Here is a 25,758-nt window from a genome sequence, read left to right on the forward strand (position 1 = left end):
AGGCCCCCATGCCCCGCCGCTTCGCCCTGACCCTGGCCACCACCCTCGTGGTGGCCGCTGGTCTCCAGACGGTCAGTGCCAACGACGCCGCCGACGCCGTCACCGCCACCCCGTCCCCCTACGTGCAGTCGGTCCTGCAGGACGCACCGGTCGCGATGCTCCAAGGCCTCACCGACCTGACCGGCCGCACGGCCGCCGGCAGCGCCGTCGGCTCGCCGACCACGACGCGTCTGCCCAACGGCGACGAGGCCCGCGCCTTCGACGGCAAGGGCCAGTACCTGCAGTTCCCCGACAGCAAGGCCTTCGAGGTCGACGCCACCGGCGTGCTGACCGTGGAGTACTGGATGCGCCCCGACACCCTGCAGTTCTCCGACGAGGAGGGCAGCGGCTACGTCTACACGATGGGCAAGGGCAACGCCGGCTCCCACGAGTGGTACACGCGGATGTACTCCAAGATCAACGCCGAGTCGCGCCCCAACCGCATCAGCGGCTACGTCTTCAACCCCACCGGCGGCCTCGGCGCCGGCTCGTTCTTCCAGGACACCGTGCAGACCGGCGCCTGGATCCACGTCGCCCTGGTGATCAACAGCAAGGCGAAGAGCACCCAGTACCCGCTGGGCTACACCAAGATCTACAAGAACGGCGTCCTGCGCGACACCGACTCCCTGGCCGACTACAACATCGTGCCCAAGAGCGGCTCGGCCCCGCTGCGCATCGGCACGGGCTACCTCAACAGCTTCTTCCAGGGCGCCGTCGGCGACGTCGCGTTCTACGACAAGGAGCTGAGCGCCACCCGGCTCGTCGCGCACCAGCAGGCGATGTACCAGGCCGCACCGGCCCCCGCACCGGCTCCCGCCCCCGCGCCCACGACCACGGCGTCGCACGTCGTCGCCACCAACGTCGCCCGCGGCAGCAACATGCTCGTGCGCTACACCCCGGCCTGGGGCACCAGCACCCGCACCAACCAGTACGGCCTCGAGGCCACCGTCGTGAACGGCGCGATCACCACGATGGTCAACGGGGTCGGCAACGCCCCCATCCCGACCAACGGCTACGTGCTCTCCGGCCACGGCGACTCCCGCCAGTGGCTCCTCGACCACGCCAAGGTCGGCTCCACCGTGACGGTCTCCGGCACCACCCTCACCGTCACCACCGTCACCACCACGGCCCGCACCACCACCACGGCCGCCCGCACCACCAGCACCGCGCGCCGGTCCGGCAGCTCGGCGTACGTCAAGGCGGTCATGAGGGATGACCCGAACGCCCTGCTCCAGGGCCTGACCGACCTCACGGGTCGCGGCCCCGCCGGCACCGCCGTCGGGTCGCCGGCCAGGACGCGGCTCCCCAACGGCGACGTCGCCCGGGCCTTCGACGGCAAGGGCCAGTTCCTGCGCTTCGCCGACCGCAAGGCCTTCGAGGTCGACCACACCGGGGTGCTCACCGTCGAGTACTGGATGCGCCCCGACACCCTGCAGTTCTCCGACGAGGAGGGCAGCGGCTACGTCTACACGATGGGCAAGGGCAACGCCGGCTCCCACGAGTGGTACACCCGGATGTACTCCAAGGCCAACGACGAGTCGCGGCCCAACCGCATCAGCGGCTACGCCTTCAACCCCGCCGGCGGCCTGGGGTCCGGCTCCTACTTCCAGGACACCGTGAAGGCCGGCAGGTGGATCCACGTCGCCCTGGTGGTCAACACCAAGGCACGCAGCAACGCCTACCCCACGGGCTACCTGCGCATCTACAAGAACGGCGTCCTGCGCGACACCGACTCGCTGAAGGACTACAACATCGTGCCCAGGAGCGGCTCGGCCCCGCTGCGGGTCGGCACGGGCTACCTCGACAGCTTCTTCCAGGGCGCCATCGGCGACATCGCGTTCTACCCGCGTGAGCTCAGCGGGGCGAGCCTGCGCTCGCACTACGCGGCGGGCGTCTGACGCACGTACGGCGGCGGGGTCCTCACGAGGCGATCTCACGGATGCTCCCCCACTTGTAGAGCAGCCCGCCAGGAGCGATCCCGTCGCTGCGGAAGTACACGCTGAGGTTGGGCAGGCCCGACTCCGAGCCCGCCCGGGACGGGGAGCTCGTCAGCGGCATCGTCGGGTCGATCCCGGGAGCACACGGGACCCGGCCGAAGAAGCCGCCGTCGTCGACCATCTCGTCGACCAGCTCCCAGTCCCCGCCGTCGCGGCCGTCGTCCTCGTCGAGCCACAGCTCGAGGTGCACCCCGTCGGCCTGGTCGACCACGACGAACTTGACGCCGAGCCAGACGTCCTTCGGCATGCCGCCGGCGTAGATCAGCCGGTTGCTGTGCGCCTCGTTGTGGGGGTGGGCCGTCTCCTTCTCGAAGTCGGCGTGGCCGTCGAACCGCAGCCGGCCGCCGTAGCCCCGGGTGTCGCACAGGTCGCCGCGGCCCTCCTCGGTGCGCAGGTGGTTGGCCCGGGCCACCGCGGTGAAGCCGGCGAAGGGGATGCCGGCGTCCGCGAGCCGCTTGACGTACATCGTGACCTCGACGTCGCGCCACTGACGTAGGCGCTGCGGGTCGTGGACGTACATCCGTGGGAGGTCGCCGCCGATCCTCAGCTCTCCGCCGCCGGCCTCGTAGGTGGCCGAGCCGTGGTCGGCGTCGAACCACGCGTCCTGCGGGTCGACCCCGTCGAAGGAGCGCGGCGCGTCCCACTGCGCGACCCAGTAGGTGCCGTCGCGCAGGGTGGGGTGCAGGTAGGCGACGCCGAACTCGTCCACGGTTGCCTCCATCTGCGCAGGGGTGACCTGGTTGACCTGCCAGGTGGGGTCCCTGGTCAGGATCGACCCCGAGATCGGGGTCGCGAGGCTGAGGGCGGCGGCCGCGACCAGGGCGACGGCGCCGGCCACGACCCGGACCGGCGGGCGCCGGCCCGGCCGTGTGGTCACAGCCCGTCGGTGGCCGAGACCAGCGTGACGCTGTTGCCGCTGATCGTGATCTTGGCGGTGGCCGCGTTGTTGCCCTCGTTGGTCTCCCGCCAGAAGTTCTGCCAGTCGGCCGTCACCTTGACCAGGTAGGTGCCGTCGGGGACACCGGTGATGTTGATCCCCTGGTCGGGCAGCGTGGACGGGTAGGTGTCGGCCCAGCCCACCGACAGGCCGTGCGTGATGCGGGTGGCCTGGGGCTGCCCCTCGCCGCACGAGCCCTCGTGCGTGTAGACCGGGGACAGCGGGACGTTGGGGTGCTTCGGGCTGCCCACCCAGTCGCGGTAGGTGGTGTTGTCCTCGAAGCAGTAGCCGTGCTTCTCCCCCTCCTTCAGCACGGTCCCGGCCGCGTTGAAGAGCTGGTAGAGGTCGAAGTCGCGGATGTGCCAGTGGTTGTGGCCGTCACCGGCGTAGTAGAACGTGGCGCCCGAGTCCGGCAGCGTGGTCCTGCTGCCGTCGGAGTTGGTCACGATCTGTCGGCCGACCCAGTCCACCGACGTCGACGACGTCCGGGTGCCGAGGATCTCCATCGGCCCGTTGCCGACGTTGGCCGTGACCGCGGGGAACTTCAGCAGCTTCACCCCGTTGCTGGTCGAGATCGTGAACTGTCGCAGCGTACGGATGCCGACGTCGGGGAGCAGGGCAGAGGTGGGCGGCGGGGTCGAGCCGGAGGAGACCGTCACGCCGACCTTGGCGTTGGCGCGCAACCAGGTGCGGGCCTCCCCGTGGCCGGACAGGACGAACCCGTTGGACGGGATGGCCATGTTGCCCACCCCGTCCTCGATCCTGGTGACCTTGCCGTCGACGACCGCCGCCTCGAACCCGTACTGGTTGGTGCCGGTCCGTGCGTTCACGGGGGTGTACTCGACGAGGTAGTCGGTCAGCCGGCGGATGTCGGTGCCGTTGAGCACGTGGCTCTGGGAGCCGACGGTGACACTTGCGGTGGCGGCGGTCGCATCGGGCGGGTGCACCAAGGTGCCGGCCGCGATGACGACGAGGACGAGGGTCCAGCGCAGCAGCTTCATGGTCGGAGACTTCCTGTGGCTTCGTTCTGTGGGTGGGGGGTCGCCGACACGACCGCAGCGACGGTGGCCGGCGCCGGCAGGTCGACCTCGCGCGTGTGCCACGACGTCGACTTCAGCTTGGTCAGCGCCCAGTAGGCCGCCGGCCGCAGGATGATGAGCCCGAGGAGGGGATAGACGGGCGAGAGCGCGAACTGCTCCCAGCGCTGCCGCCGGGTGAAGCCGGGCCGGTAGATCGCGTAGATCGCGGTCTGGGTCACCGAGCACACGACCCACCACGCGATCCCGTGGTAGAAGACTGGGTTCTGGTACTTGACGGCCAGGGTGATCAGCGCGCCCACCACGAAGGGCCACAGGATGCAGAAGACCAGCGGGAACATGTAGAACAGCACGACCAGGGGCCGCAGGTTGGTCATCACGAACCCCACCCCGAGCCACGCCGACTTCGACCAGCGCAGCCGTTGGTGGAAGCAGCCGGACCAGGTCGTCGGCAGCTGGGTGCTCGCGATCGCCTCGGTCACCCCGACCACGTCGCCGCGCAGCAGCGCGTAGAACGACAGCCTGCGGTCGTCGCCGGCCGTGCCCGAGCTGAGGTAGTCGTCGAGGTTGTCGTAGACGACGTCGGAGCGGTAGATGGCCAGGGCCCCTGAGGTCGGGCTCACGATGCCGAGCCACGAGCGCGCCATCCGGTAGAGCAGGCACGAGGTGACGACGTTGATGTCGGTCAGCCGGGACAGGAAGTTGACCTTCCAGTTGCGCACCAGGATCATCCCGGTCGCCGCCTGCACCCGCTCGTCCTTCATCGACCGCAGCATGTGCTCGAGCGCGTCGTCGTCGAGCACGGAGTCGGAGTCGACGGTGAAGATGTAGTCGAACTCCTGCGGGGCGAACTGGTGCAGCACGTGGGCCTGGGCGTGCCGCTTGCCGGAGTTCTCGATCCGGTGCCAGGTCACCAGGGGGTCCTCGAAGGTCTCCAGGGGCACCGCCGAGCCGTCGTCGACGACGTGGATCTCGTCGGGCAGGATGCTCTGCCGGAGCATGGACAGCACCACGGCGTGGACCAGCTCGGGCTCCTCGTTGTAGACCGGGACGATCGCCAGCACCCGACCCGACGCAGGGGGCAGGTGGGTGAAGCTCTTCCAGTAGATGCCCGAGAACATGAAGTAGACGATCAGCAGGGCCATCAGGCCGAAGAAGGTGGACAGGAACGCGGTGTCCGCCGAGAAGCCCCACTGCAGGTGCGACCAGACGACGTACGACGTGAAGGCCAGGAGCGGGATGAGCGCGAGCACCCGTCGGCCGCCACGGAAGGGCTCGCTGCGGTCGACGACCCGGTCAGTGCGCATAGCGGTCACCCCGGGTCGCGAGGCGGTAGGTCAGCACCACGCTGACGCTCACCAGGACGCCGACCAGGATGATCTGCGACTGGCCGATGCCGATGCCGAACAGCGTCCACGCCGGGATCTTCGACAGCACCCGTGGGGTGCTGATCGCCGCCGAGGGGTCGGGGACCAGACGGCTCATCGGGTCGCCGTGCACGGGCTGGAGCGCGCCGCCCATCACCTGGTCGACCGTCATCACCACAGTGGTGTCGCGACGCGCCTCCAGCCACGTGACGAACGAGGTGAAGTCCTCCGGCGTGATGTGCTCGCCGCTCGCGGCGGGGCAGACACACACGTTGGTGAACTCCAGCGGCACCCACCCGCCGCCGTGCGACTCGGCCCGGGTGACCTGGAGCTCCAGCTCCGCGAGGGTGGTGGCCGTGCTGGTCCTGATCCGGAAGTCGTCGCGCGGGGGGAGCGACTCGCCCATCGGGCAGAACGAGCAGTCCGTGGGCGAGGTGTAGAGGCCCGCGTAGTCACGCGCGTTGTTGTAGCCGCAGTCCTGCACCACCTGCTTGACCACCGGGGGGCTCGCCCCGTGGGGGTAGGCGAAGCTGGTGACCTGGAAGCCCAGCTGCGCCAGGGTCGCCCGGTCGTCGCAGACCTCCGCGGTCGCCGCGGCGACCGACTCCTGCGAGAGATCGTTCCCGTAGAGCGACGCCCCGCCGACCTCGCTACGGGACCGGGCGATGGCCCGGACCTCGTCGAGGCTGAGGTAGGCCGGGAAGCCGATGTAGCCCGCGTTGACGTAGAAGGTGCCCGCCATGCCGTGCTCGGCCAGGATGAGGGCCGCGTCGTCCTGCGAGGGATGGGTCCCGGCGAAGGTGAACGAGACGACCGTGGTGGTCTCGTCGGTGCCGTCGGCCGCGTCGTCGGCAGCCGCGGCACCGGGGTACGCCAGCACCAGGAAGGCCAGACCAGCCAGGACGACCAGGACACGTACGGCCGGCTGCGCCCCCCGGGCAGACAGCCGCGTCCTCACAACGCCACCACGCTCGTCGACTCCGCGACCGCGTGGCGGCAGTCGAGGACCAGTCGGGCCGAGGCGGCGATCTTGACGTAGTCGAAGTCGGCGTGGTCGGTCGCCACGACCACGACGGCGAAGCGGTCGAGCTCACCGGCCAGCTCCTCCAGGCTCAGCGACGGGGTGTGCGGCCAGACCGGGACCATCGGGTCGACCACGGTGACCTGGGCACCGACGGCCGTGAGGCCGTGGACGACCTCGACCGACGGGGACTCGCGCAGGTCGCCGACCCCGGGCTTGTAGGCCAGGCCGAGGACGAGCACCTCGGCCCCCACGATCGAGGTCCCGTGCTCCTCGAGCAGGTCGATCGTGCGCTGCACGACGTAGTCGGGGCGGCCGAGGTTGATCTCGTCGGCCAGCTCGGCGAAGCGGAAGCGTCGGCCCAGGCTGGTGCGGGTCTGCCACGCCAGGTACATCGGGTCGATGGGCAGGCAGTGCCCGCCGACACCCGGGCCCGGCTTCCAGTGGGCCATCGAGTGGCCCTTGGTCATCGCGGCGTCGATCATCTCGTGGACGTCGATGCCCATGTCGTGGCAGATCTCGGACAGCTCGTTGACCAGGCCGATGTTGACGTAGGCCTGGGTGTTCTCGAAGATCTTCGCCATCTCGGCGACCCGCGGGCTCGACACCGCGACCGTCCGCTCCACGATCGTGTCGTAGAAGCGCTCGATCTCGGCCAGCCCCGGCGCGGTCGTGGCCGACACGAGCTTGGGCGTGTTCTCCAGGGTGTGCACCGAGCTGCCGGGGTCGATGCGCTCGGGTGAGTAGCCGAGGTGGAAGTCGACGCCGGGCTGCAGGCCGGAGGTCTGCGCCAGGGCGTCTGCGAGCAGGCCGTCGGTCGTCCCGGGATAGGTCGTCGACTCCAGCACCACGCAGGCGCCCGGGCGCAGGACCCGCCCGATCATCCGACCGGCCGCCTCGACGTAGGAGAGGTCGGGAACGCGGTCCCTCAGGGGGGTGGGGACCGAGATCACCGCGATGTCGAAGTCGGCGTCGGCGGGCGGGGTCTCCTCGGGCCCCCAGGCAGGACGGGCGGTGAAGTGGCCGCTGTCGGTGACCGCGCTGACCTGTTCGTCGGTCGCGTCCTCGACGTAGCTGATCCCGCTGGTGAGGAGCTCGATCTTCTCCGCGCTCAGGTCCACTCCGGTGACGTGGTGCCCCACCTCCGCCGCCCGCAGGGCGAGGGGGAGTCCGACGTACCCGAGACCGACGATCATGACTCGACTCATGGCTGTACCTGCTCTTCGTTCGTGATGGATTCGGTGGTCGTGCTGGTGCTGCTGGGCCCCGGCTCGTCGTGCCCCGGCTCGTGCTCGGCACGGACGACGCCCATCGGGTCCTCGTGGTCGAACAGGACGCTGAGGATCGAGTCGCCGGTCGTCGCCCGGTGGCGCGACCAGATCACCGGGATGCCGGCCTCGGTGAAGTCGTGGCAGTCGCCCATGTAGGCGCGCGCCCCGGTCCCCGAGAGGTACTCCAACGGCCCCGGGAACGCCTGCATGACCGAGACGATGCCCGCGGGCCCGCGCAGGTCGCTGCGAGCCGGTCGGCTGAACGTCAGCGGGGTCTGGATCCCGAGGATGTCGCGGACCAGCAGGATCAGGCGGAAGTTGAGCTCCCACAACAGGTCGGTCCTGATCGACACGATCTCGTCGCAGATCATCGGGCCGTACTTGTCCCAGTACGGCGGCCGGGGACCGTTGCTGGTGTAGCGCTTGACGATCTCGTCGGCGAGGTGGCCGGTGGCTCCCGGGGCGAGCTGCCGGGTCGCGATCGGCACGACGTCGGATCCCTTGACCAGCGGCAGGGTCACCCAGAAGCCGCGCATCGTCACGCGACGCTGGTAGCCCTTGCGGTTGTACTGGTCCCAGATCTTGACGTCGAACAGGTCGGCCTTGTCCATCTTGTGCCAGAACCCGGAGTAGGGCAGCAGGTCGGGCTGGTGCGCGGCGTAGACGGTCACACCCTCACCCCCCGGACCAGCGAGTAGGGCTCGGCCCAGTTGACCTGACGCGCGTGCCCGATGACCGAGGCCTGCTGCTTGACGCTGTTGATCGGGTGCGGACCGGTCACAGCCTGCGAGGAGTAGGCGCTCAACGCATCGACCTTCTTGTCGATGCACTCCTCGTCGAGGGCCTCGAACATGTTCCACTCGAGGTTGGTCGGGTAGAGGGTCACGTCGTAGGCCGCCACGTCGTAGACGTAGAGCGACGGGGTGAACCAGTGGCCCTCGCTCATCGAGAGCCGGCCTGCGCGGATGCCCGCCTCGTAGGCGGCGATGTGGTCCTGGTGCATCGAGGGGAACGGCAGGTAGAGCTCGTCGGGGCGCAGATCGGCGACCACGCGGTCGAGCAGGCCTACCAGGCGGTGCATGTCCTCGCCGACGCTGCCGTCCTTCAGGCCCAGGAAGTGGGCCGGGGCGTATCCCAGGATCTCCCGGGCGACCTCGAACTCCTTGAACCGGACCTCGTCGGGCTGCGCCAGCACGACCACCGCGATCTCGCCGGGGTACTTGGCCAGGAGCCCGCCGCACCCGAGCGTCTCGTCGTCGCAGTGGGGTGCGACCACCAGTCGGCTGACAGCGCCGCGGCGGCCGCGTGCCGACCTCGCCGGCAGGACCCCGGTGTCCTCGCTTCTGTGTCTCAACATGCGCCCACCGTAAGGACGATCCCGGGTGCATTCGCTGCACGAAGTGGCGAACTCACCTACGCCATTTGTGCGCCCGTCAGCACACGACCGAAATCGAGTTTCCCCAGGCGGGCATGGCTTTGGCACCGAGCCGCGCGTTGCGGTCCGGCGCCTCGAGGTACGTCGTACGGGGGGCTCAGCGAGCGGGTCGCTCCGTGTCGATCCCCGGCAGCCCGAGGGCCCGGGCCCGCGAGGCCAGGGCCAGCGTCGAGTGCAGGTCGGCCTGCTTGAGCAGCTGCTGCACGTGGGTGCGCACGGTGTGCACCGACAGGTGCAGCCGTTGCGCGCACTCGGCGCGCGACATGCCCTCCACCAGGCACCGCAGGACGTCGACCTGCCGGGGCGTGAGGTCGTCGATGAAGCTCGGCGCCACGTCACGGGCCGTGCTGTGCACCAGCAGGTAGACCAGCACCGGCTTGAGCGTCGGGGGGGCCAGGTACATGTGCCCCCGCAGCACCTCCTGGGCGGCGAACATGAGCGTGTCGAAGGGCGCGGTCTTGGCGACCCAACCCTGGGCACCCGAGCGGAAGGCCTCGACGATGACATGGGCGGCCTCGACCCCCGACAGCATCAGCACGTCCGGCGGCGTGGCCATCGCGCGCAGGTCACCGAAGAGGTCGAGGCCCACCTCACCGTCGAGCTGCACGTCGAGCAGCACCAGGTCGGGGCACGACCGGTGCAGGTTGGCCCGCGCCTCGCTCAGCGAGCAGGCGACGTCGATCCGGCCGATCGTGGGTTCGTCCCTCATGCGCATCGCCAGCACGTCGGCGAAGACCCGGTGGTCGTCGACCAGCAGGATGTCGATGGGGGCGTGGCCCGGTCCGCGGACAGGTGCGCCGGCGACCGGGATCATCGCCACGCCCGGAGACCGACGTGCTCGAGGTCGTCGGAGCGGTCGACCGCGAGCCTGGCGGCCTTGTTGCGACTGGTCACCCCGAGCTTGCGCAGGACGGCGCGGGTCAGGGTGCGCGCGGACTGCTCCGACACCTGCAGCTCGGCGGCGATCTCGGCGTTGGACGCGCCCTCGGCGAGCAGCTGCACCACGGCCTGCTCACGCTCGGTGAGCAGCGTCCGGTCGGGCGCGATCGAGGTCGGGGCCGGCCGCAGGAAGCGCTCCACCACCTTCTCGCCGCGTCGGACCCGTCGCAGCGAGCGGTCGAGCACCGAGATGTCGCAGAGCTTGTTGACGATGCCGTCGACCAGGCCCCGCTCGAAGGCACGCCAGACGTCGGGCGGCGCGCATCCCGCGAGCAGGACGAGCGCGATACCGGGGTCGCGCCCCCGGATGGTCGTCGCGGCCTCGAGCACCGAACGGCCGGAGAAGTTGACGTCGAGCACGCACAGGTCGGGGCGCTCCACCGCGACGGCGTCCACCAGGTGGTCGAGCTGGTCGTAGGAACCGACCACCTCGTGCCCACGGCGTACGAGCCCCTCGCGCAGGGCCTCGAGGAACATGACGTGGTCGTCACCCAGCAGGAGCTTCATGCGCCCGCCCTGCCGGCTGCCGGGAAGGTCAGGCGCACGGCCGTCCCACCGCCCAAGGGCTCGGAGATCGTCATGCGCCCGTCACTGTCGCGCACGGCGGAACGCACGATCGGCAGCCCGCGGCCGGTGCCCGACCCGACACGCCCGAACCCGGGCCCGTCGTCGACGACCTCGACCCAGCGCTCGCCCTCGAAGAGGCCCACCCGGACCGTGACGTGGCCGGCGGTCGTGGCCGCCCGGCAGGCGTTGTCGATCAGGTTGGCGACCGCCCGTCGCAGCAGGATCGGGTTGCCCACGACCACGTGCTCGGTCCCGAGGACCTCCAGCGACACGCGGTGGCGGGGCCGCACGGCGTCGACGGCGTGATCGGCGACGACCGCCAGGTCGCACCGGGTGGCGGCGGTGGCGGGGTCGTCGCCGCTGAGGAGGGAGACGAGGGACGCCGCGTGCTCGAACTGCCGGTGCATCACCTCGAAGCGGTGTCGGGTCTGCGCCGAGACGTCCTCGCCGCCGGGCGGCTCCGCGAGCAGCAGGCCCGTGGCGATGTGCTGCTTGAGGTCGTGGCAGATCGAGGCGAGGTGGTCCGGTGGGACCCGGTCCCCCGCGCCGCGCGCACCGTCGAACCCGACCCAGCCCTGTGTCGTCATGGTGACCCCCCGTCGGTGCGACGCGAGCGGCACGGGCCCGTCCCCGTGCACGTCCCTGCTGCCCCCGTCCACATGAACGCCAACGTAAGCAGCGAATCCGGAGTCGCCCATGGACCAAGGTCACGACTTCGTCGGCGAACCTGCGAACGCGCCGGGACCACCGGCCGGGCTGCCGACATCGGGTGCGCCCGGGACCGGCGTACGGGTGGACCGCGCCGAGCGCGCCGTCCCTCACCCCGAGTCCCTCACCCCCAGGGAGGGCACCAGGCACTCTGACCACTCAACGACCGACCAGGTGGAGGGGCGTGACCAGTTTTCAGGGTTTTCTGGTGATCGCGGTGGGGATCGGCTACTGTTCATGAACAGAAGGTGAACAGGAGGTGTCCCATGACCGACGAACGTCGCTCCCAGCTCGAGATGCGCTGGGTCCCGGTGACCGACGAGGCCGGACGCACGCACATGGAGGCGGTCTGGGTCGTCCCGACCGTGTCCGCGGGCATCAGCCACGCCGCCTGACCCAGAGCGCAGACCGACCGCACCTACGGGTGCGGTCGGTCTTCTTTTCCGGTCACGTGCGGGAACACCAACGGACTGCGGTCCGTTATGGTGGTTGAATTTTCAACCGCCACCTCACCCAGGAGCACCTCATGTCCGAGTTCGACGCCGCCACCACCGCCATCGCCGACATCACCGGCGACTACACCATCGACCCCGCCCACACCCGTCTCGGCTTCGTGGCCCGCCACGCCATGGTCACCAAGGTCCGTGGCACCTTCCCCTCGTTCTCCGGCACCGCCCACGTCGACACCGCCGACCCGGCCGCGTCGAGGGTCGACCTGAGCATCGACGCCGCCAGCGTGACGACCGGCAACGCCGACCGCGACGGCCACCTGCAGAGCAACGACTTCTTCGGCGCCTCCGAGCACCCGCAGATCACCTTCTCCTCCACGCAGGTCACCCGCGACGGCGCGACCTGGACGATCACGGGCGACCTCACCATCAAGGGCACCACCCGCTCGGTCACCATCGACTTCGACGAGGTCGGCTCGGCCCAGGACCCCTTCGCCAACACCCGGGTGGGCTTCGAGGGCGGCGTCACCGTCAACCGCAGCGACTGGGGCCTGACGTTCAACGCGGCGCTCGAGACCGGGGGCGTCCTGGTCTCGGAGAAGATCAAGCTCGAGTTCGACATCTCCGCGATCCGCAACGCCTGACCCGCACCTCCCGACGAGGCCGCGACCACAATGGGGTCGCGGCCTCGTCGCGTCGCTGCCAGGCTCGGCCGCGTGGATGACGTGACCGACGTACGACGGGCCGAGCTGCCCGCAGGCCTCAGCACCCGGCCCCTCGACCCCAGCGACGCGACCGCGGTCTTCGAGACGATCGCGGCCCAGGAGCGCCACGATCTCGGCACGGTCGAGATCGAGGAGGCCGACATCGTCGGCGACTGGCAGCGCCCCAGCTTCGACGTCGCCGCCAGCACGGTCGGGGTGTTCGACGGCGACCTCATGGTCGGCTACGCGGAGTTCTCCGGGCCCGACCGGGGTGACGCCGCCGTCCGCCCCGAGCACCGCGGCCGGGGCATCGGCACGTGGCTGGCCCGGTGGATGCAGGACCTCGCGCGTTCGCGGGGGGCCGCGCTCGTCGGGATGCCGGTGCCCGAGCACTCGGCCGGCGACCGGCTGCTCGCCGCCCTGGGCTACCACGTCCGGTGGAACAGCTGGGTGCTCAAGCTGCCCGTCGGCGCGGTGGTCCCCGAGCGCCCCCTGCCCGCGGGGTACGCCGTGCGCGCGGCCGAGCCGCCGGAGTACGAGCAGGCCCACACCGTCGTCGAGGACGCCTTCCTGGAGTGGTCGGTGCGGCCCCGCGAGTCCTACGACGACTTCGCGGCCACCACGGTGCTGCGGCCCGGCTTCGCGCCGTGGCAGCTGCGCGTCGTGACCGACGCCGACGCACAAGTCGTGGCCACCGCGATCGTCATGCTCACCGACGAGGTGGACGCGGCCCGGGAGGCGTTCATCGCCCGGCTCGCCACCCGCTCCGACCAGCGCGGCCGGGGCCTGGCCCAGGCCCTGATGGTCGACGCCTTCGCGGTCGCGCGCGCCCACGGCGCCCTGGTCTGCGGGCTGTCGACCGACAGCCGGACCGGCGCGCTCGGCCTCTACGAGAAGGTCGGGATGCAGGTCACCTCCACCTGGGTCAACCGGGCGATCGCCCTCGCCGGCTAGCCCGAGGTGGACCGGACCGGGAACGGCCCGGTGTCGTCGAGCAGCCGGGCCATGGCGGGCAGCAGGGTCTGCGTGAGCCGGCTCTTCTCCAGGTAGCCCACGGCGCCGGCGTCGAGCGCGGCCTGGCGCATCGACTCGCCGGGGAAGGCGCTGAGCATGATGACGGCGACGTGGGGGGCGCTCTGGCAGATCAGCGGGAGCGCCTCGAGGCCGTCCATCACGGGCATGGCGGCGTCGAGCAGCACGACGTCGGGCATGACCTCCTTGACCATCTCGAGGGCGGCCCGACCGTTGTCGGCCTCGCCGACCAGCTCGAACCCCGGCCCGCCCCGGGTGATCAGGATGCTGAGCAGCTCGCGCATGTCCTCGGAGTCGTCGACGACCAGGATCCTCACGGCTCCACCGCCTCTGCGACCGGCTCTGCGGCGTCCCTCCTGCGTACGACGCCGGCAGCGGCTCCGCCGGCCTGGGCCAGCTGCTCCCCGATCCACCGGCGGCCCGCGGCCGAGGCTGAGGACACCAGCTCGGCGGCCCGGTCGGGGCGACCGAGCCCGAACGCCGTCTCGGCGGCGACCAGGCTCTGCACGATCTGGTCGTTGACCTCCAGCGCACGCACCCGCTCGCGACGCACCAGCTCCTGCTCGCGGTCGGCGTCGAGCACGACGAACATCAGCCGTCCCGGCTCGACGCGCACGGCGAGCAGCTCGACCCAGGTGGCCTGCTCGGCGTTGGTGCAGGCGGTGAACCGGCGCCCTGCGCCGATCGGCCCCAGCGCGGTGCGCTCGCGCGTCAGGGCCGACAGCAGCTCGGGGCTGAGCCGCTCGAGCACGGGGAGCAGGTCCGACAGGTCGTCGTTGCCGAGCACGGGGGCCAGCAGCCGCGCCGCGGCGGGGTTGACGAGGGTGACGTGGGCCGCCTCGTCGGTCTCGACCAGCCCGACCGGGCACTGGTAGAAGAACTGCAGGAGGTCGGAGTAGGACACGGCCATGTCACCGCGGCCGGATCGCCATGTAACGCCGCGGTGCACCTGCTTCCCCGAGAAGTCTGAGGCGGACCGGCGTCGGGGACATCCTGAAGGTGAACACGTAGTCGAGCTGCTCGTCGAGGTGCGGCTCGTCGGTGTAGCGCTGCGCGACGAGGTAGTTGTTGGTGCACGGGGCCACGTCGATGAAGAGGTCGCGCTGCAGCACCCGCTCGGGCGCGATGCCGGCCCGGTCGGACTCGTAGCGGTTGTAGCCCACGACGCGGTTGTCGAGGTCGAAGGCGATCACCCCGAACGGCACGGCGTCCAGGTCGGGCAGGCTGAGCGCGTCGAGCCGCTCCCGGAGGTCGGGGGCGTCGAACTCCAGGTCCACGTGATGCGGTGCCGACCGTGGTGTCATCCTGCCAACGTAGGGACCAGGCGACCCGCGGGGCAAGGCCGAAGGTCCTGTCAGCCGCCTGTCGTCGTGCCGGGCCCGACCAGGACGACCGACCGGTCGAGCTCGATCGTGGTCACCACGTCGGTCACCGAGGGCCGCGCCGGCGTCGAGGAGAACCCGAAGCGCGGTGGCGGGTCGACCGGCGCGAGCCCGCCGAGATCGGCGCCGTCGAACCGGCCGGAGGCCGCCACGAGGCGGCGGTTGCCGGTGGCGCCGTACCACTCGCGGCGGTCGCGGGTCTCGCCCCGCGTGCGTACGCCGTCGAGCACGGCCCTGGCCACGACGTCGGTCGTCGCGCACCACCAGGGCGCCTCGGCGACCGCGCGAGGCACGAGCCCCAGCAGGCGACCGAGCGCGCTCGGGCCGCCGACCCCGACGTCGAGGTGGAGGGAGTCGCTGCGCACCCGCCAGCCGTGCGGGTCGACCCGCACGTCGAACCGCTCGAGGCGGATCTCGTCGAACTCGTAGGTCGCGGCGACCAGGCGGGCCACGTCGGGGTGGGGGGCCAGCAGCAGGCGGTGGCCGTCGGGACGCTCGACCATCGCGTCGGCGAAGGCGCCCAGGGGACTGTCGAGCCACCGACCGACCACGATGCGGGTGCCGCTGGTGGTGCCGACGCCGGCGATCTGGCCGCGGAAGCGGATCCGGTGGCGGTCGGGGGACGGGGGCACGGGCTCAAGGAGTAGCACAGCCGTCCGCCCGCTCAGGTCGGGACGAAGTCGGGACGCGTCACCGGGCCCTCGCGGGCGCGCCCGGTCCTAGCGTGGACGACGTGACCCTGACACCCGGCCACCCCTCCCGGCCGACGGCGCGGCGGCGACGCGGCCTGCTCGTCGTCCTGGCCCTGGCCCTCGCCGCGACTCCCCTCTCCCTGGTCCCGCTCTCGCCCGGCACCGCCGCCGCCCCGGCCCGCGCCGACCTGCGCGTCGCCTCCGTGGCGCGCGGCTCCTTCGTGGCCCAGCGCGGCGAGCGCTTCTCCACCTCGGCGGTCGTCGTCAACCGCGGCCGGCGCTCCGCACCCCCCACCCGGGTCGGCGTGCTGCTGTCGCGCAACGCGACCCGCGGCTCGGGCGACCGCTTCCTGACCGGGGCGAAGGTCGCGGGTCTCGACCCCGGCCAGCGGCGTACCCGGGCGGTCGGTGGCCGGTTGCCCGCGAGCCTGGCCACCGGGGTCTGGCGGCTGCTGGTCTGCGCCGACGTCGACAGCGACGTGCGGGAGTCCAGCGAGACCGACAACTGCGCGGTGTGGCGCACGTTCACGATCAGCTCGGCCTCGACACCCCCTCCGACCCCGCCGCCCGCGGGTCCCTCCGGCGGCGCCGCCGCGGTCTGCGGCGGCGACGTGGTGCCCTACCCGCAGGGCACCACCCCACCGGCCGGCGTGCGGTTCGAGGTCGGCCCGTCCGACGACGCCGGGGTCGTCGACGTGCCGGCCGACCCGGTGGGCAGCGAGTTCACCTACATCGACGAGTACCAGCAGACCATCGTCACCGTGACCAACGTCGGCACCGCGCAGGCCTACGGGGTCACCGTGCAGGCCCTGCCGTGCCCGGCGGGCGGCTCCCCGGGGTGGGGGCAGCTGTCGGCGTGGACCGGCGACGTGCCCCAGGCGGAGCAGTGCACGCCGTCGCTGCCGGCCGCGGCGTCGTGCCGGGTCTCCGTCTACGCGCACGACGTGCGTCTGGGCGGGGTGCGCCCGGGCTACCTGCGCGTCATCGGGTCCACCGACGTGCTCGCGGTCTTCCCGGTCCGGGTGACCGCCACCAGTCGCGGGTTCATGGCCCTGTCCGACTTCCCCGGCAGCGACGACCTGCTCGGCAACGCCCCCGGGGCGCACCTCCGCGTGCTGCTGCGCGCCACCAACGTGGGCGACCGCGACGCCGTGCCGACGTTCGAGTTCGACGAGTCCGCCGGCACCCCCGACGGCGTCTTCTCGCTCGACTCGTCGTGGGACGCCCCCGAGGGGGAGCACCGCTGCGACCCGATGTTCTCCGCGGCCTCGCAGACGTGGATCGGGGCGCTCTCGCCGGGCACCTCGTGCATCGTGGCGATCGACGTCTGCTCGAGCCAGTCGTCGGTCGACTGGCGCACCGACGTGGTGGCCCGGCTGCCCGGCGACAGCCTCGCCCGCTCGCAGGTGCGCAGCCTGCACTTCACCACCGTGAGCGGCGGCGACCCGGTGGGGTGCTGACCGACCGTCAGGTCGCGGCGACGAGGGTCGCCGCGACCCGTTCGGTCGCCTCGGCGAGACGCCGGTAGTAGGTCGTGCGGCTGAGGTGGAGCTCGCGCATCGCCACTGCGGGCCCGCCGACCTCGTCGAGGTAGCCCCGCACCACCGTGGCCCGCAGCAGCCGCTCGTCGGCCGAGTCGCCGAAGGTCGCCTCGACGGCGTCGAGCAGCGTCCGGCGCACCGACGCGACCCGCTCGGTGGGGGTCGCCCCGACCGCCCACGGGGTGTCGACCAGCGAGAGCGGCCGGTGGAAGGCGCGCAGGGCGCGGCGTACGGACTCGGGGTCGGGACGTCGTGACGGCGGCGCCGCACCGTCGACGGGGCGGGCGGACTCGAGCATGCGGTGGACGAACTCGCGGGTCGCGCCCACGACCCCGGTCGGGCCGTAGTCGATGACGTAGCCGCGCACCGCGATCTCACCGCCGATGCCGTCGGGGACGTCGAGCCCGGGCTCGGGCACGCCGCCGAACGCCGCGACCTGTCCGGCCGGGCCCCCGGCGACCGCCTCGTGGGCCGCCCGGTCGTCGTGGCCGATGTAGGCCGCGCGCAGCGCGGTGACCCCGGCGCGCACCAGCATGGCGACGTTGCCGATGGCCAGCAGGGCCAGCCAGTCGTCGGGGTCGGCCGGCAGGACGACGTCGGGCAGGAACACGACCCGGTCGTCGGGCACGTGCTCGGCGGCGTAGGCCGTCCACCGGTCCAGGACGGCGTCGCCCCCGGGCAGCGTCGGGAGCAGGCGCGGGGTCGCCCACAACGCGAGCGCGGCGAGCCGCTCACCGTCGCGCACGACGATGATGTGCTCGGGCGCGTGCCGCATCCAGCGGTGGAAGCGGTCCACGGCCGGGTCGTCTGGCCCGAGGTGGGTCGCGACGGCGTCGAAGTCGGCCTCGCGCACGCGGTCGACCGAGAAGCGCGACAGTGCCTCGCGCACGAAGGTCCCGATCCCGGTGTCGACGAGGTCCTGCATGTCGGCCAGCAGGTGCGGCTCGGTCGTGACTGCGCGCTCGGCGAGGTGGTCGACGATGCGCAGCCGCAGCGTGCGGTCGTACTCCGGCTCGTGGGCCTTGAGCTCGGCCTGCAGCAGCCGGCGTACGCGGTCGTGGAGCGTCACGGCCCGCCCCAGCGGCTCGGAGAACGACAGCCCGCGCACCCAGGCCTCGGCAGCAGGGCCGTCGACCCCGGGCAGGGCGGCGGCGAGGAGCCGCGCGTCGACGGCCGGAGCGATGGCCGCGACCGCGAGCACGTCACGGTCGGCACCGGCGAGCTCAGCCTCGGTGAGGTGGTCGAGCAGCGCCCGGTCGAGCTCGGTCGGCTCCAGGGACCCGCCGCGGATGGCGGCGGAGGTGGCGGCCAGGTCGAGCGCGAGCGGGAGGCCGTCGGCCCAGGCGACGATCGCCTCACGGACCGGCGCCGCGTCGACGCCGCGCAGCCGCAGCACCCGGTCGGCCTCCTGGTCGGTGAACGGGGGTACGGCGAGCACGGTCACCACCGCGGCGAGCGGGCCCGTGGTCCAGGCGGGGTCGGGCGCGTGTCGCCCGGCGACCACGACACGGACGTCGCCGTCGAGGCCGGGCAGCACCCGGTCGCGCAGGTGCGGCCCCAGCGAGGCCAGCTGCTCGTAGGTGTCGATGACGACCAGGCTGCGCGGGGCCAGGCCGGCCAGCGCGGCGTCGAGGGCCGCCGGGTCGGGGGTCAGGTCGCGGCCGTCGACCACGCGGTGCGGCCGGTCGGCGGCCAGGCGCTGCGCGGCGCGGGTCAGCGCCGTCTTGCCGGTGCCGGCCGGGCCGTGGAGCAGCAGCACCCGGTGCGGGTCGTCGTCGGCCAGGAAGCGCTCGATGACGGGGTCGACGGCCGCGCGCGCCAGGTGGAGGGCGGCGTCACGGGAGCGCGCCAGCTCCCCCATGGAGGTCACGGACGCAACGCTAGTGGGACGAGCGAGGCCCGGGTGGGTGAGTTCGGGACGAACTCGGGACGCACGCGCGGCCGGCGTCGGCCCGGCGGGCGGCAGGCTGGACGCCATGACCCTCCCTCCGCCGTACCGTGCCCACCGGTGCGCCCTCGTCGTGCTCGTCCTGGTCGTGGCCGGTCTCACCGGGCTCGCCGGGCCCGGGGTCACGACCGCCGCCGACGCCCGGCAGGGACGGCGCCCGGCCGCTCCCACGGTGACCCCCGGCCACCCGCTGGTCGGCGAGCCGGTACGGGTCAGCGGCCGGCTGCCCACCCGCGTGCGCCGGCCGGTCCGGCTCGAGCGTCGGACCGGCGGTCGGTGGCGCCGCGTCGCGTCGGGTCGCAGCACCCGCTCGGGCGCGGTGTCGTTCACCGTCGCGGCCGCCGACGGGCCGGTGCGCCTGGTGGCCCCGGCGACGAGGGGCCGCGTACCGCTGCGCCGCTACGTGTCGCGCAGCCGCGCGGTGGTCACCGCCGCGCCGCGCAGCGCCCCCGTCTACCTCACCCCGAGCGGCATGCTGCCGGCCTCGGGCGGCCTGGACCCGGCCCTGTCGAGCGACGGCGACTGGGTCGCCTGGACGTCGCCGAGCGAGCCCATCGCCAACGTCGACACCAACGGCACGACCGACGTCTACCTGACCGACCGGCGTACGGGGGCGACGACGTTGGTCTCGCGCAGCCTCACCGCCGCCGCCGGCGACCAGGCGAGCGGTCGCGGCGACGTCTCCGAGGGCGGCCGCTACGTCGTCTTCCAGAGCACCGCCACCGACCTGGTGCCCGGCCCGGCCGGGAGCGCCACGCAGGTCTACCGCTTCGACCGCTCGACCGGGGCGGTGGTGCGCGTCAGCGCCACCCCGGCCGGCGCACCGGGCAACGGCAGCTCGGTCGACGTCGCGATCTCCGACGACGGCCGCTGGGTGGTGTTCACCTCCGCGGCCACCGACCTGGGCGGCGACAGCGACGCCGACGACGACGTCTACCTGTGGGACGCCAGCACCCGTCGCTCCCGCCTGGTCTCGGTGACGCCGGGCGGGCTGGACGGCAACGGCCCCAGCATGCTGCCCGCCGTCTCGCGCGACGGCCGCTTCGTGTCGTTCTCCTCCGACGCCTCCGACCTAGTCAGCGGCGACACCAACGCGCAGACCGACGTGTTCGTGCGCGACGTGACCGGGCGCAAGACGGTGCTCGTGTCGCACGCCCCCGGGGGCGGGCCCGCCGACGGCCCGAGCTACACCTCGTCGGTCTCCGACGACGGCACGCGCGTCGCCTTCGACTCCCGCGCCACCGACCTGACCCGCGGCGGGGCGCCCACCCGCTACGACGTCTTCCTCTGGACGCGGGGGGCACGCGCCGTCCGGCTGCTCACCCCGCGAATCGGGTCCGGCGACGACCTCGACGCCTACGAGCCGTCGCTGTCGGGCGACGGCCGCTGGGTGGCCTTCCCGAGCGACTCCACCCGCCTGGTGCGCGGCGACACCAACGGCGTCACCGACGTCTTCGTCGCCTCGACGGCCAACGGCTTCCTCGCCCGGGTGTCGGTCAGCGCCACCGGCCGCGAGGTCCACCAGGGCGGAGGAAGCAACGCGGCCGGGGTGTCGCGCGACGGTCGACGCGTCGTGTTCGCCTCCTCGAGCGTCGACGTCGTCCCGGGTGACACCGCCGGCAACACCGACGTGTTCGTGACCGACGTACGGGCCCGGCGGGCGGGGTGAGCGACGGGTCCGGCCCGCTGACCTGCTGGGGCGGTCAGTCGACCCGGCTCCTCCGACCCGCCAGGCCCAGGCTCAGCAGGGCGCAGGCGACCGCGGTCGCGGCGATCACGACGTAGGACCGGTGGAACGCGTCGAGCGCCTGCGCCGGTCCGGGCTCACCGAGCACGGCGACCAGCACGGCCACCCCGAGCACCGCTCCGAGCTGGCGCGCGGTCGCCCCGACCGCGCTGCCGGCGCCGAACTGGTGCGGCAGCAACGACGCGGCTCCCGCCGCACCCAGGGTCGGCAGCGCGAAGCCGATCGCCAGGCCGACCATGACGGTCCCGGGCAGGAAGTCGGTCCAGTACGACGGCTCGACGCCTGTGCGGGTCGCGAGCCAGGCCGTCCCGGCCGCCATCGACAGGGCGCCGGGCACCACCAGCACGCGAAACCCAAAGCGGTCCGCGAGGCGGCCAGTGACCGGTGAGAGCCCGGCCGCCAGCAGCGGGCTCGGCAGCACGGCGACCGCGGTGTGCAGCACGGAGTAGCCCCAGACCCCGGTCAGGAAGAGCACGTTGCACAGGATCACCGCGAAGAAGGCGGCCGCGAAGAGCAGCAGCGCGGCGGTGGCGACGGAGAACGTGCGCACCGCGAAGAGCCGGACCGGCAGGACCGGGCTGGGGTGCCGCAGGGCCCGGGTCACCAGGACCGGGACCAGCAGGGCCGCCACCACGAAGGACCCGACGACGCGCCACGACCCCCAGCCCCAGCTCTCCCCCTGGACCAGGCCGAGCGAGAGCAGGCCGAACACGGCCGTGACCATCACGACCCCGAGCAGGTCCTGCCGGCCCTCGGTCGGCGTACCGGTCGACTCCCGCAGCACGCGGCGTCCCAGGACGATCGCCGCCGCGCACAGCGGGACGTTGATGAGGAAGACCCAGCGCCAGCCGGGGCCCTCGACCAGCAGGGCACCGAGGGTCGGTCCCGCGGCGGCCGCCGCTCCGCCCGCGGCACCCCACAGGCCGACGGCGCCGGCGCGGCGCTCGGCGGGGAACTCCGGCAGCAGCAGGGCCAACGACGCCGGGACCAGCAGCGCGGCCCCGACCGCCTGCAGCGCGCGCGAGGCCACCAGCAACGGCACCGACGGCGCCAGCCCGCAGAACGCGGACCCGAGCGCGAAGACGCCGAGCCCGACGAGGAAGACCTTCTTGCGACCGCGGTCGTCCGCGAGCCGGCCGGCCGTCACCAGCAGCGCCCCGAACACCACGGCGTAGGCGTTGAGCACCCAGGACAGCCCGGCGCGGGTCACCTCGGGGAAGTCCGCCGACAGCGCCGGGAACGCGATGTTGACCACGGTGGCGTCGAGGAAGACGACGAACACGCCCGCCGCCGAGATGGCCAGCACCTGCCAGGCCCGGGCCGGCACCGCCGCGGCCCGCTCTCCGGCTCCTGTCGGGACGCCGGTGGCGCTCACTGCCACTCCCCCAGGACCCGGCGGGTCTGGCGTGCCTGGGCCAGCAGGCGCCCCTGCTGGTCCCAGACCTCGCTGTCGTCGACGCACCAGCCGCCGGCCGCCGTACGGGTGGAGATGCGCAGCAGCACCCACCCGGTGGTGTCAGGGACCTCGGGTGTCTCGGCGAACGCGACCGTGATCTCCACGGTGGGCACCGCGATCGGGACGCTCGCAGCGCCGTACAGGCCGGGCGGCATGGCGTCGACGAGGACCGTGAGCGCGGCCGCGTCCAGCGGGACGTCGGCGCGAAAGCGGACCCAGGCGACGAGCTCGGCCAGGTCGCCGCCGCTCATCGGACGCGCCGGCGTCGCCGCCCGCAGCTGCAGGTGCTGGGTGAACGGCACGAGCTCGACCGGCAGCTCGAGCTCGGGGCAGTCCTCGGGCGCGGGTACGGCGGGCGCGGGCACCGCCGACAGCGCCGAGGTGCCGCGCGACCGGCCTCCGACGAGGGTCGCGCGGGCGACCGTACCGGCCCCGGGCGCACCGGCCTCGACGGCGACGACGGCTGAGCTGCCGCCCTCGCGCACCGGCGAGGCGGTGAGCTCGAGGGTGCCCGCGGCGGCGGTCTCGAGCAGCAGGACGGTGAGGGAGCGGGGGCTCCTGCCCTCGCCGAGGAGGGGAAGGCCGGCCCGCAGGCACAGCGCCGCGACCAGGCCGCCGTGCGGTCCGGACCAGGAGAACCAATCCTGCTCGAGGATGGCCCGCCCGGCGTCGAGGAGCAGGGCGTGGGTCAGGGAGCCAGCCACCGTCTCAGCGGTGTCGGTCAGGGGGAGCATGGTGTCCTCTCGAGACGGGGCAGGCCACGCCGCCCTGGTTGCGGACCGATCGGTCCGGTTCGACATCATGGCGCGCTCTGGCGCTACAGTGCAAGGGTCAGGGACCGATCGGTCCGTCACGCCGTGCGAGCGACGAGGAGGCCCGCCATGCCACGCCATCCCGATCCCGAGGTGCGCGACCGGATCCTGCAGACCGCCGGGCGCCTGTTCTACGCCCACGGCATCCAGGCCGTCGGCATGGCGCAGATCGTCGCCGAGGCCGGGTGCGGCAAGAACGTGCTCTACCGCCACTTCCCCAGCAAGGCCGACCTCGTCGCCACCTACCTCGTCGAGTTCGCCCGGATGCGTGAGGACGAGTTCGACCGTGTGCTCGTCGACTTCGAGGACGACCCCGCCGAGGCCCTCGTCGCCGTCACCCGCCACATCGCAGGACTGGCCGCACACCCGCGCTTCCAGGGCTGCCCCATCCGCAACTCCCTGCGCGAGCTGCGTACCCAGGACGACCTCCCGGGCCGTACCGCCGTCACGCTGCTCGCCGACTGGCGCGCCCGGGTCGACGCGGTGGTCGCCCGGGTCCACCCCGACGACCCGGTCGGTGCCGCCGTCCTCGCCGAGCGGGTGTGGCTCGTGCACGAAGGGCTCTACGCCGGCACCCACCGCGACCGGGTGGCGGCCGGGCAGACCGCCGTCGCCCTCGTGGCCGACCTGGTGCGACGTCCTCGTGAGGTCGTCAGCGCGTAGCTGACGTTCGCCTCCCACGCCCGTTGACGGGACCCGCTCATCGGCTCCGTGCGGTCAACCGCGACGTGGCCCCGTTCATAGGCGGCGGATTGACGTACATGAAGCCGGGACTAGATTTGTTGGCTGCGCCAACCCCAAGTGCAGCGTCGAGATCTCCCAAGCGAGCGAGTCCCAGGGTTGGGGCGCCGCGACACAAGGAGGCGAAAGGCGGGCATGGGCTGGTCTGCACCTCGGCGCGACGGAGTGGCGAACCGCGATTCACTCTCGCATGTAGGCAGGACAGTTGGCCATCGAGAGGTCGAGCGCCCGCGCCCTATCCACTTGCAGTTGACTGTCGTCGTTCATGATCGTTCGCAGGGTGCCGCACTGCGTGCTCCAATCAACGCTGTCGTCGTACAGGGGTCCTGATTCGGTGTCATCGCAGGCAGTGAGCCCAATCGAGAACAACGACAGCAACGCGAGACAGAGAAGGCCAGAGCGCATGCCGAGACCTTAGCGGCGGCTAGCGTTGACATCAGTGGATTCCTCATCCAGCCAACGGACCCGGCTGGTCATCGATGTCCTGTCGCATGCGTCGACCCCGTGAGGTGTTCAAGAGCGCACGTAGGACTGCGGGGACAGGCGTCGGATTGAGCTACCCCTCAACCATCGATCAGTCGAACGCGAACCAGTCCAGTACGGCCAGCCCCCGACGTACGACGACGCGCGACGCCAGGCTAGAGCCGGCTCAGCGGATCGGAGCCCCCGACACCGTGCGGGCGATGACGAGCCGCTGGATCTCGGAGGTGCCCTCAAAGATCGTGTAGATCTTGGCGTCGCGGGCCCAGCGCTCGACGGGGTACTCGCGCGTGAAGCCGTTGCCACCGAGGATCTGCATGGCCTGGCCGGTGACCTTGACCGCGGTCTCAGCGGCCATCAGCTTCGACATCGAGCCCTCGGCCGCGTCGAACGACTTGCCCTGGCTGGCCATCCACGCCGCACGGTGCACCAGCAGCCGCGACGCGTCGATCGAGACGGCCATGTCGGCGAGCGCGAAGGCGACGCCCTGGTTCTCGATGATGGCCTTGCCGAACTGCTCGCGGGTCTTGGCGTAGTCCAGCGCCACCTCGTACGCCGCCCGCGCGATGCCGACCGCCATCGCGCCGACCGCGGGGCGGGTGCGCTCGAACGTCGCCATGCTGGCGTTGCCGCGGGCGCCGGAGCCCTCGCGGGCGCGGGCCAGGCGGGCGTCGAGCTTGTCCTTGCCGCCGAGCAGGCAGCGGCCGGGGACGCGCACGTTGTCGAGGACGACCTCGGCGGTGTGGCTGGCGCGGATGCCGTGCTTGTGGAACTTCTGGCCCTGGCTCAGGCCCTTGGTGCCGGGCGGGACGACGAACGACGCCTGGCCGCGGGTCTTGAGGTCGGGGTCGACGACGGCGGTGACGACGTGGACGTCGGCGATGCCGCCGTTGGTCGCCCAGGTCTTGGTGCCGTTGATGACCCACTCGTCGGTGGCCTCGTCGTAGCGCGCGCGGGTGCGCATCGCGCCGACGTCGCTGCCGGCGTCGGGCTCGGAGGAGCAGAAGGCGCCGAGCTTGAGGTCGCCCGGGGTGCCGAACATCTCGGGGACCCACTCGAGCACCTGCTCCTGGGTGCCGTTGCTGCTGACCCCGGCGGCGGCCAGCGCCGTACCGACGATGGCCAGGCCGATGCCGGCGTCACCCCAGCACAGCTCCTCCATCGAGACCGGGATACCGAGACCGGTCGGGTCGAAGCCTTGCGTGGCGAAGAAGTCCATCGAGTAGATGCCGGCCTTGGCGGCCTCCTCGACGATCGGCCACGGGAACTCCTCCTTCTCGTCCCACTCCGACGCCGCTGGGCGGATGACGTCGGCGGCGAAGCCGTGAAGCCAGCTCTTGAGCTCGAGGTGGTCGGGGGTCAGATCGAAGGACGGCGTCGACATGACGACCACGGTACCTGTGACACCGTGTTCATATCGGCCAACCGGAAGGATGAGCGGACTCGCCCACCACCG

General features: G+C 72.3%; 25 protein-coding genes. 7 read left to right on the top strand and 18 right to left on the bottom strand.

Annotated elements, in window-relative coordinates:
• Window positions 1–8 precede the first annotated feature (8 nt).
• Complete coding sequence (locus FZC61_RS16925; protein WP_211357300.1) at window positions 9–1,937, top strand: LamG domain-containing protein; 1,929 nt, start codon at window positions 9–11, stop codon at window positions 1,935–1,937.
• Window positions 1,938–1,959: 22 nt separating this feature from the next.
• Here FZC61_RS16925 and FZC61_RS16930 read toward each other — a convergent pair whose 3' ends face one another.
• The 10 genes from FZC61_RS16930 to FZC61_RS16975 form a co-directional block, all read right to left on the bottom strand.
• A complete protein-coding gene (locus tag FZC61_RS16930; RefSeq protein ID WP_211357301.1) occupies window positions 1,960–2,913 on the bottom strand; it encodes a hypothetical protein in 954 nt (317 codons plus the stop codon).
• Window positions 2,910–3,974 carry a lysyl oxidase family protein gene (locus FZC61_RS16935; protein ID WP_148615345.1) on the bottom strand — a complete coding sequence of 355 codons (1,065 nt, stop codon included), beginning with the start codon at window positions 3,972–3,974 and terminating at the stop codon, window positions 2,910–2,912. The genes FZC61_RS16930 and FZC61_RS16935 overlap by 4 nt, the downstream gene beginning before the upstream one ends.
• Entirely contained in the window at window positions 3,971–5,317 is a 1,347-nt protein-coding gene (locus FZC61_RS16940) for a glycosyltransferase family 2 protein (protein WP_148615346.1), read from the bottom strand. The genes FZC61_RS16935 and FZC61_RS16940 overlap by 4 nt, the downstream gene beginning before the upstream one ends.
• Window positions 5,307–6,335, bottom strand: a complete 1,029-nt coding sequence (locus FZC61_RS16945) for a polysaccharide deacetylase family protein (RefSeq protein ID WP_170286143.1) — start codon at window positions 6,333–6,335, stop codon at window positions 5,307–5,309. Before FZC61_RS16945 ends, FZC61_RS16940 begins: the two co-directional genes overlap by 11 nt.
• Window positions 6,332–7,606 carry a nucleotide sugar dehydrogenase gene (locus tag FZC61_RS16950; protein ID WP_148615348.1) on the bottom strand — a complete coding sequence of 425 codons (1,275 nt, stop codon included), beginning with the start codon at window positions 7,604–7,606 and terminating at the stop codon, window positions 6,332–6,334. Before FZC61_RS16950 ends, FZC61_RS16945 begins: the two co-directional genes overlap by 4 nt.
• Window positions 7,603–8,340 carry a WbqC family protein gene (locus FZC61_RS16955; protein ID WP_148615349.1) on the bottom strand — a complete coding sequence of 246 codons (738 nt, stop codon included), beginning with the start codon at window positions 8,338–8,340 and terminating at the stop codon, window positions 7,603–7,605. The genes FZC61_RS16950 and FZC61_RS16955 overlap by 4 nt, the downstream gene beginning before the upstream one ends.
• On the bottom strand, window positions 8,337–9,026 hold the full coding sequence (locus FZC61_RS16960; RefSeq protein WP_148615350.1) for a PIG-L deacetylase family protein: 690 nt from the start codon (window positions 9,024–9,026) through the stop codon (window positions 8,337–8,339). The genes FZC61_RS16955 and FZC61_RS16960 overlap by 4 nt, the downstream gene beginning before the upstream one ends.
• 175 nt (window positions 9,027–9,201) lie before the next feature.
• A complete protein-coding gene (locus tag FZC61_RS16965; protein WP_246142764.1) occupies window positions 9,202–9,918 on the bottom strand; it encodes a response regulator in 717 nt (238 codons plus the stop codon).
• Window positions 9,915–10,550, bottom strand: a complete 636-nt coding sequence (locus tag FZC61_RS16970) for a response regulator transcription factor (RefSeq protein WP_148615352.1) — start codon at window positions 10,548–10,550, stop codon at window positions 9,915–9,917. Before FZC61_RS16970 ends, FZC61_RS16965 begins: the two co-directional genes overlap by 4 nt.
• Complete coding sequence (locus FZC61_RS16975) at window positions 10,547–11,197, bottom strand: sensor histidine kinase (RefSeq protein ID WP_170286144.1); 651 nt, start codon at window positions 11,195–11,197, stop codon at window positions 10,547–10,549. The genes FZC61_RS16970 and FZC61_RS16975 overlap by 4 nt, the downstream gene beginning before the upstream one ends.
• A 387-nt stretch (window positions 11,198–11,584) precedes the next feature.
• On the opposite strand from FZC61_RS16975, the gene FZC61_RS23965 reads away from it, so the two are divergent.
• From FZC61_RS23965 to FZC61_RS16985, 3 genes are all read left to right on the top strand, one after another.
• Window positions 11,585–11,713, top strand: coding sequence for a hypothetical protein (locus FZC61_RS23965; RefSeq protein WP_281289838.1), 129 nt, complete (start codon window positions 11,585–11,587; stop codon window positions 11,711–11,713).
• Window positions 11,714–11,844: 131 nt separating this feature from the next.
• Window positions 11,845–12,411 carry a YceI family protein gene (locus tag FZC61_RS16980; protein WP_148615354.1) on the top strand — a complete coding sequence of 189 codons (567 nt, stop codon included), beginning with the start codon at window positions 11,845–11,847 and terminating at the stop codon, window positions 12,409–12,411.
• Window positions 12,412–12,483: 72 nt separating this feature from the next.
• The gene (locus tag FZC61_RS16985; protein ID WP_246142751.1) at window positions 12,484–13,425 is read left to right on the top strand and encodes a GNAT family N-acetyltransferase; all 942 of its coding nucleotides are present in this window, start codon (window positions 12,484–12,486) and stop codon (window positions 13,423–13,425) included.
• Here FZC61_RS16985 and FZC61_RS16990 read toward each other — a convergent pair.
• Genes FZC61_RS16990 through FZC61_RS17005 form a run of 4 tightly spaced genes read right to left on the bottom strand, consistent with a single transcriptional unit; the run spans window position 13,422 to window position 15,517 of the window.
• Window positions 13,422–13,820, bottom strand: coding sequence for a response regulator transcription factor (locus FZC61_RS16990; RefSeq protein ID WP_148615356.1), 399 nt, complete (start codon window positions 13,818–13,820; stop codon window positions 13,422–13,424). The genes FZC61_RS16985 and FZC61_RS16990 overlap by 4 nt on opposite strands.
• Window positions 13,817–14,407: a nitrogen regulation protein NR(II) gene (locus FZC61_RS16995; RefSeq protein WP_148615357.1), complete on the bottom strand. Its 591-nt coding sequence runs from the start codon at window positions 14,405–14,407 to the stop codon at window positions 13,817–13,819. The genes FZC61_RS16990 and FZC61_RS16995 overlap by 4 nt, the downstream gene beginning before the upstream one ends.
• Before the next feature lie 7 nt (window positions 14,408–14,414).
• Window positions 14,415–14,807 (bottom strand): phosphonate transporter, encoded by a 393-nt coding sequence (locus FZC61_RS17000; RefSeq protein ID WP_170286145.1) that lies wholly within the window; start codon window positions 14,805–14,807, stop codon window positions 14,415–14,417.
• Between the two features lie 50 nt (window positions 14,808–14,857).
• Complete coding sequence (locus FZC61_RS17005; RefSeq protein ID WP_148615358.1) at window positions 14,858–15,517, bottom strand: hypothetical protein; 660 nt, start codon at window positions 15,515–15,517, stop codon at window positions 14,858–14,860.
• Between the two features lie 101 nt (window positions 15,518–15,618).
• Here FZC61_RS17005 and FZC61_RS17010 point away from each other — a divergent pair, with 101 nt between their 5' ends.
• Window positions 15,619–17,037, top strand: coding sequence for a CARDB domain-containing protein (locus tag FZC61_RS17010; protein WP_170286146.1), 1,419 nt, complete (start codon window positions 15,619–15,621; stop codon window positions 17,035–17,037).
• Window positions 17,038–17,044: 7 nt separating this feature from the next.
• Here the strand turns inward: FZC61_RS17010 and FZC61_RS17015 are convergent, their stop codons facing one another.
• Window positions 17,045–18,988 carry an ATP-binding protein gene (locus tag FZC61_RS17015; protein ID WP_148615360.1) on the bottom strand — a complete coding sequence of 648 codons (1,944 nt, stop codon included), beginning with the start codon at window positions 18,986–18,988 and terminating at the stop codon, window positions 17,045–17,047.
• A gap of 106 nt (window positions 18,989–19,094) precedes the next feature.
• Between FZC61_RS17015 and FZC61_RS17020 the strand changes: the two genes are divergently transcribed.
• Entirely contained in the window at window positions 19,095–20,735 is a 1,641-nt protein-coding gene (locus tag FZC61_RS17020; protein WP_148615361.1) for a TolB family protein, read from the top strand.
• 34 nt (window positions 20,736–20,769) lie between these two features.
• Here the strand turns inward: FZC61_RS17020 and FZC61_RS17025 are convergent, their stop codons facing one another.
• Both FZC61_RS17025 and FZC61_RS17030 read right to left on the bottom strand, forming a co-directional pair.
• Window positions 20,770–22,188 carry a DHA2 family efflux MFS transporter permease subunit gene (locus tag FZC61_RS17025; protein ID WP_170286147.1) on the bottom strand — a complete coding sequence of 473 codons (1,419 nt, stop codon included), beginning with the start codon at window positions 22,186–22,188 and terminating at the stop codon, window positions 20,770–20,772.
• Entirely contained in the window at window positions 22,185–23,003 is an 819-nt protein-coding gene (locus tag FZC61_RS17030; protein ID WP_170286148.1) for a thioesterase family protein, read from the bottom strand. Before FZC61_RS17030 ends, FZC61_RS17025 begins: the two co-directional genes overlap by 4 nt.
• Window positions 23,004–23,150: 147 nt before the next feature.
• Here FZC61_RS17030 and FZC61_RS17035 point away from each other — a divergent pair, with 147 nt between their 5' ends.
• Window positions 23,151–23,744: a TetR/AcrR family transcriptional regulator gene (locus tag FZC61_RS17035; protein ID WP_148615364.1), complete on the top strand. Its 594-nt coding sequence runs from the start codon at window positions 23,151–23,153 to the stop codon at window positions 23,742–23,744.
• Between the two features lie 727 nt (window positions 23,745–24,471).
• Here the strand turns inward: FZC61_RS17035 and FZC61_RS17040 are convergent.
• A complete protein-coding gene (locus tag FZC61_RS17040; RefSeq protein WP_148615365.1) occupies window positions 24,472–25,686 on the bottom strand; it encodes an acyl-CoA dehydrogenase family protein in 1,215 nt (404 codons plus the stop codon).
• Between the last annotated feature and the right edge of the window lie 72 nt (window positions 25,687–25,758).

Origin of the sequence: Nocardioides rubriscoriae (assembly GCF_008087085.1) — a bacterium.
Lineage (GTDB): Bacteria > Actinomycetota > Actinomycetes > Propionibacteriales > Nocardioidaceae > Nocardioides > Nocardioides rubriscoriae.

Excerpts from the sequence above, each read along its gene's own strand:
- FZC61_RS16925 (WP_211357300.1), top strand. The coding sequence starts at position 9 with ATGCCCCGCCGCTTCGCCCTGACCCTGGCCACCACCCTCGTGGTGGCC.
- FZC61_RS16935 (WP_148615345.1), bottom strand. The coding sequence starts at position 3,974 with ATGAAGCTGCTGCGCTGGACCCTCGTCCTCGTCGTCATCGCGGCCGGC.
- FZC61_RS16940 (WP_148615346.1), bottom strand. The coding sequence starts at position 5,317 with ATGCGCACTGACCGGGTCGTCGACCGCAGCGAGCCCTTCCGTGGCGGC.
- FZC61_RS16950 (WP_148615348.1), bottom strand. The coding sequence starts at position 7,606 with ATGAGTCGAGTCATGATCGTCGGTCTCGGGTACGTCGGACTCCCCCTC.
- FZC61_RS16960 (WP_148615350.1), bottom strand. The coding sequence starts at position 9,026 with ATGTTGAGACACAGAAGCGAGGACACCGGGGTCCTGCCGGCGAGGTCG.
- FZC61_RS16965 (WP_246142764.1), bottom strand. The coding sequence starts at position 9,918 with ATGATCCCGGTCGCCGGCGCACCTGTCCGCGGACCGGGCCACGCCCCC.
- FZC61_RS16970 (WP_148615352.1), bottom strand. The coding sequence starts at position 10,550 with ATGAAGCTCCTGCTGGGTGACGACCACGTCATGTTCCTCGAGGCCCTG.
- FZC61_RS16975 (WP_170286144.1), bottom strand. The coding sequence starts at position 11,197 with ATGACGACACAGGGCTGGGTCGGGTTCGACGGTGCGCGCGGCGCGGGG.
- FZC61_RS23965 (WP_281289838.1), top strand. The coding sequence starts at position 11,585 with ATGACCGACGAACGTCGCTCCCAGCTCGAGATGCGCTGGGTCCCGGTG.
- FZC61_RS16980 (WP_148615354.1), top strand. The coding sequence starts at position 11,845 with ATGTCCGAGTTCGACGCCGCCACCACCGCCATCGCCGACATCACCGGC.
- FZC61_RS17000 (WP_170286145.1), bottom strand. The coding sequence starts at position 14,807 with ATGACACCACGGTCGGCACCGCATCACGTGGACCTGGAGTTCGACGCC.
- FZC61_RS17020 (WP_148615361.1), top strand. The coding sequence starts at position 19,095 with ATGACCCTCCCTCCGCCGTACCGTGCCCACCGGTGCGCCCTCGTCGTG.
- FZC61_RS17030 (WP_170286148.1), bottom strand. The coding sequence starts at position 23,003 with ATGCTCCCCCTGACCGACACCGCTGAGACGGTGGCTGGCTCCCTGACC.
- FZC61_RS17035 (WP_148615364.1), top strand. The coding sequence starts at position 23,151 with ATGCCACGCCATCCCGATCCCGAGGTGCGCGACCGGATCCTGCAGACC.
- FZC61_RS17040 (WP_148615365.1), bottom strand. The coding sequence starts at position 25,686 with ATGTCGACGCCGTCCTTCGATCTGACCCCCGACCACCTCGAGCTCAAG.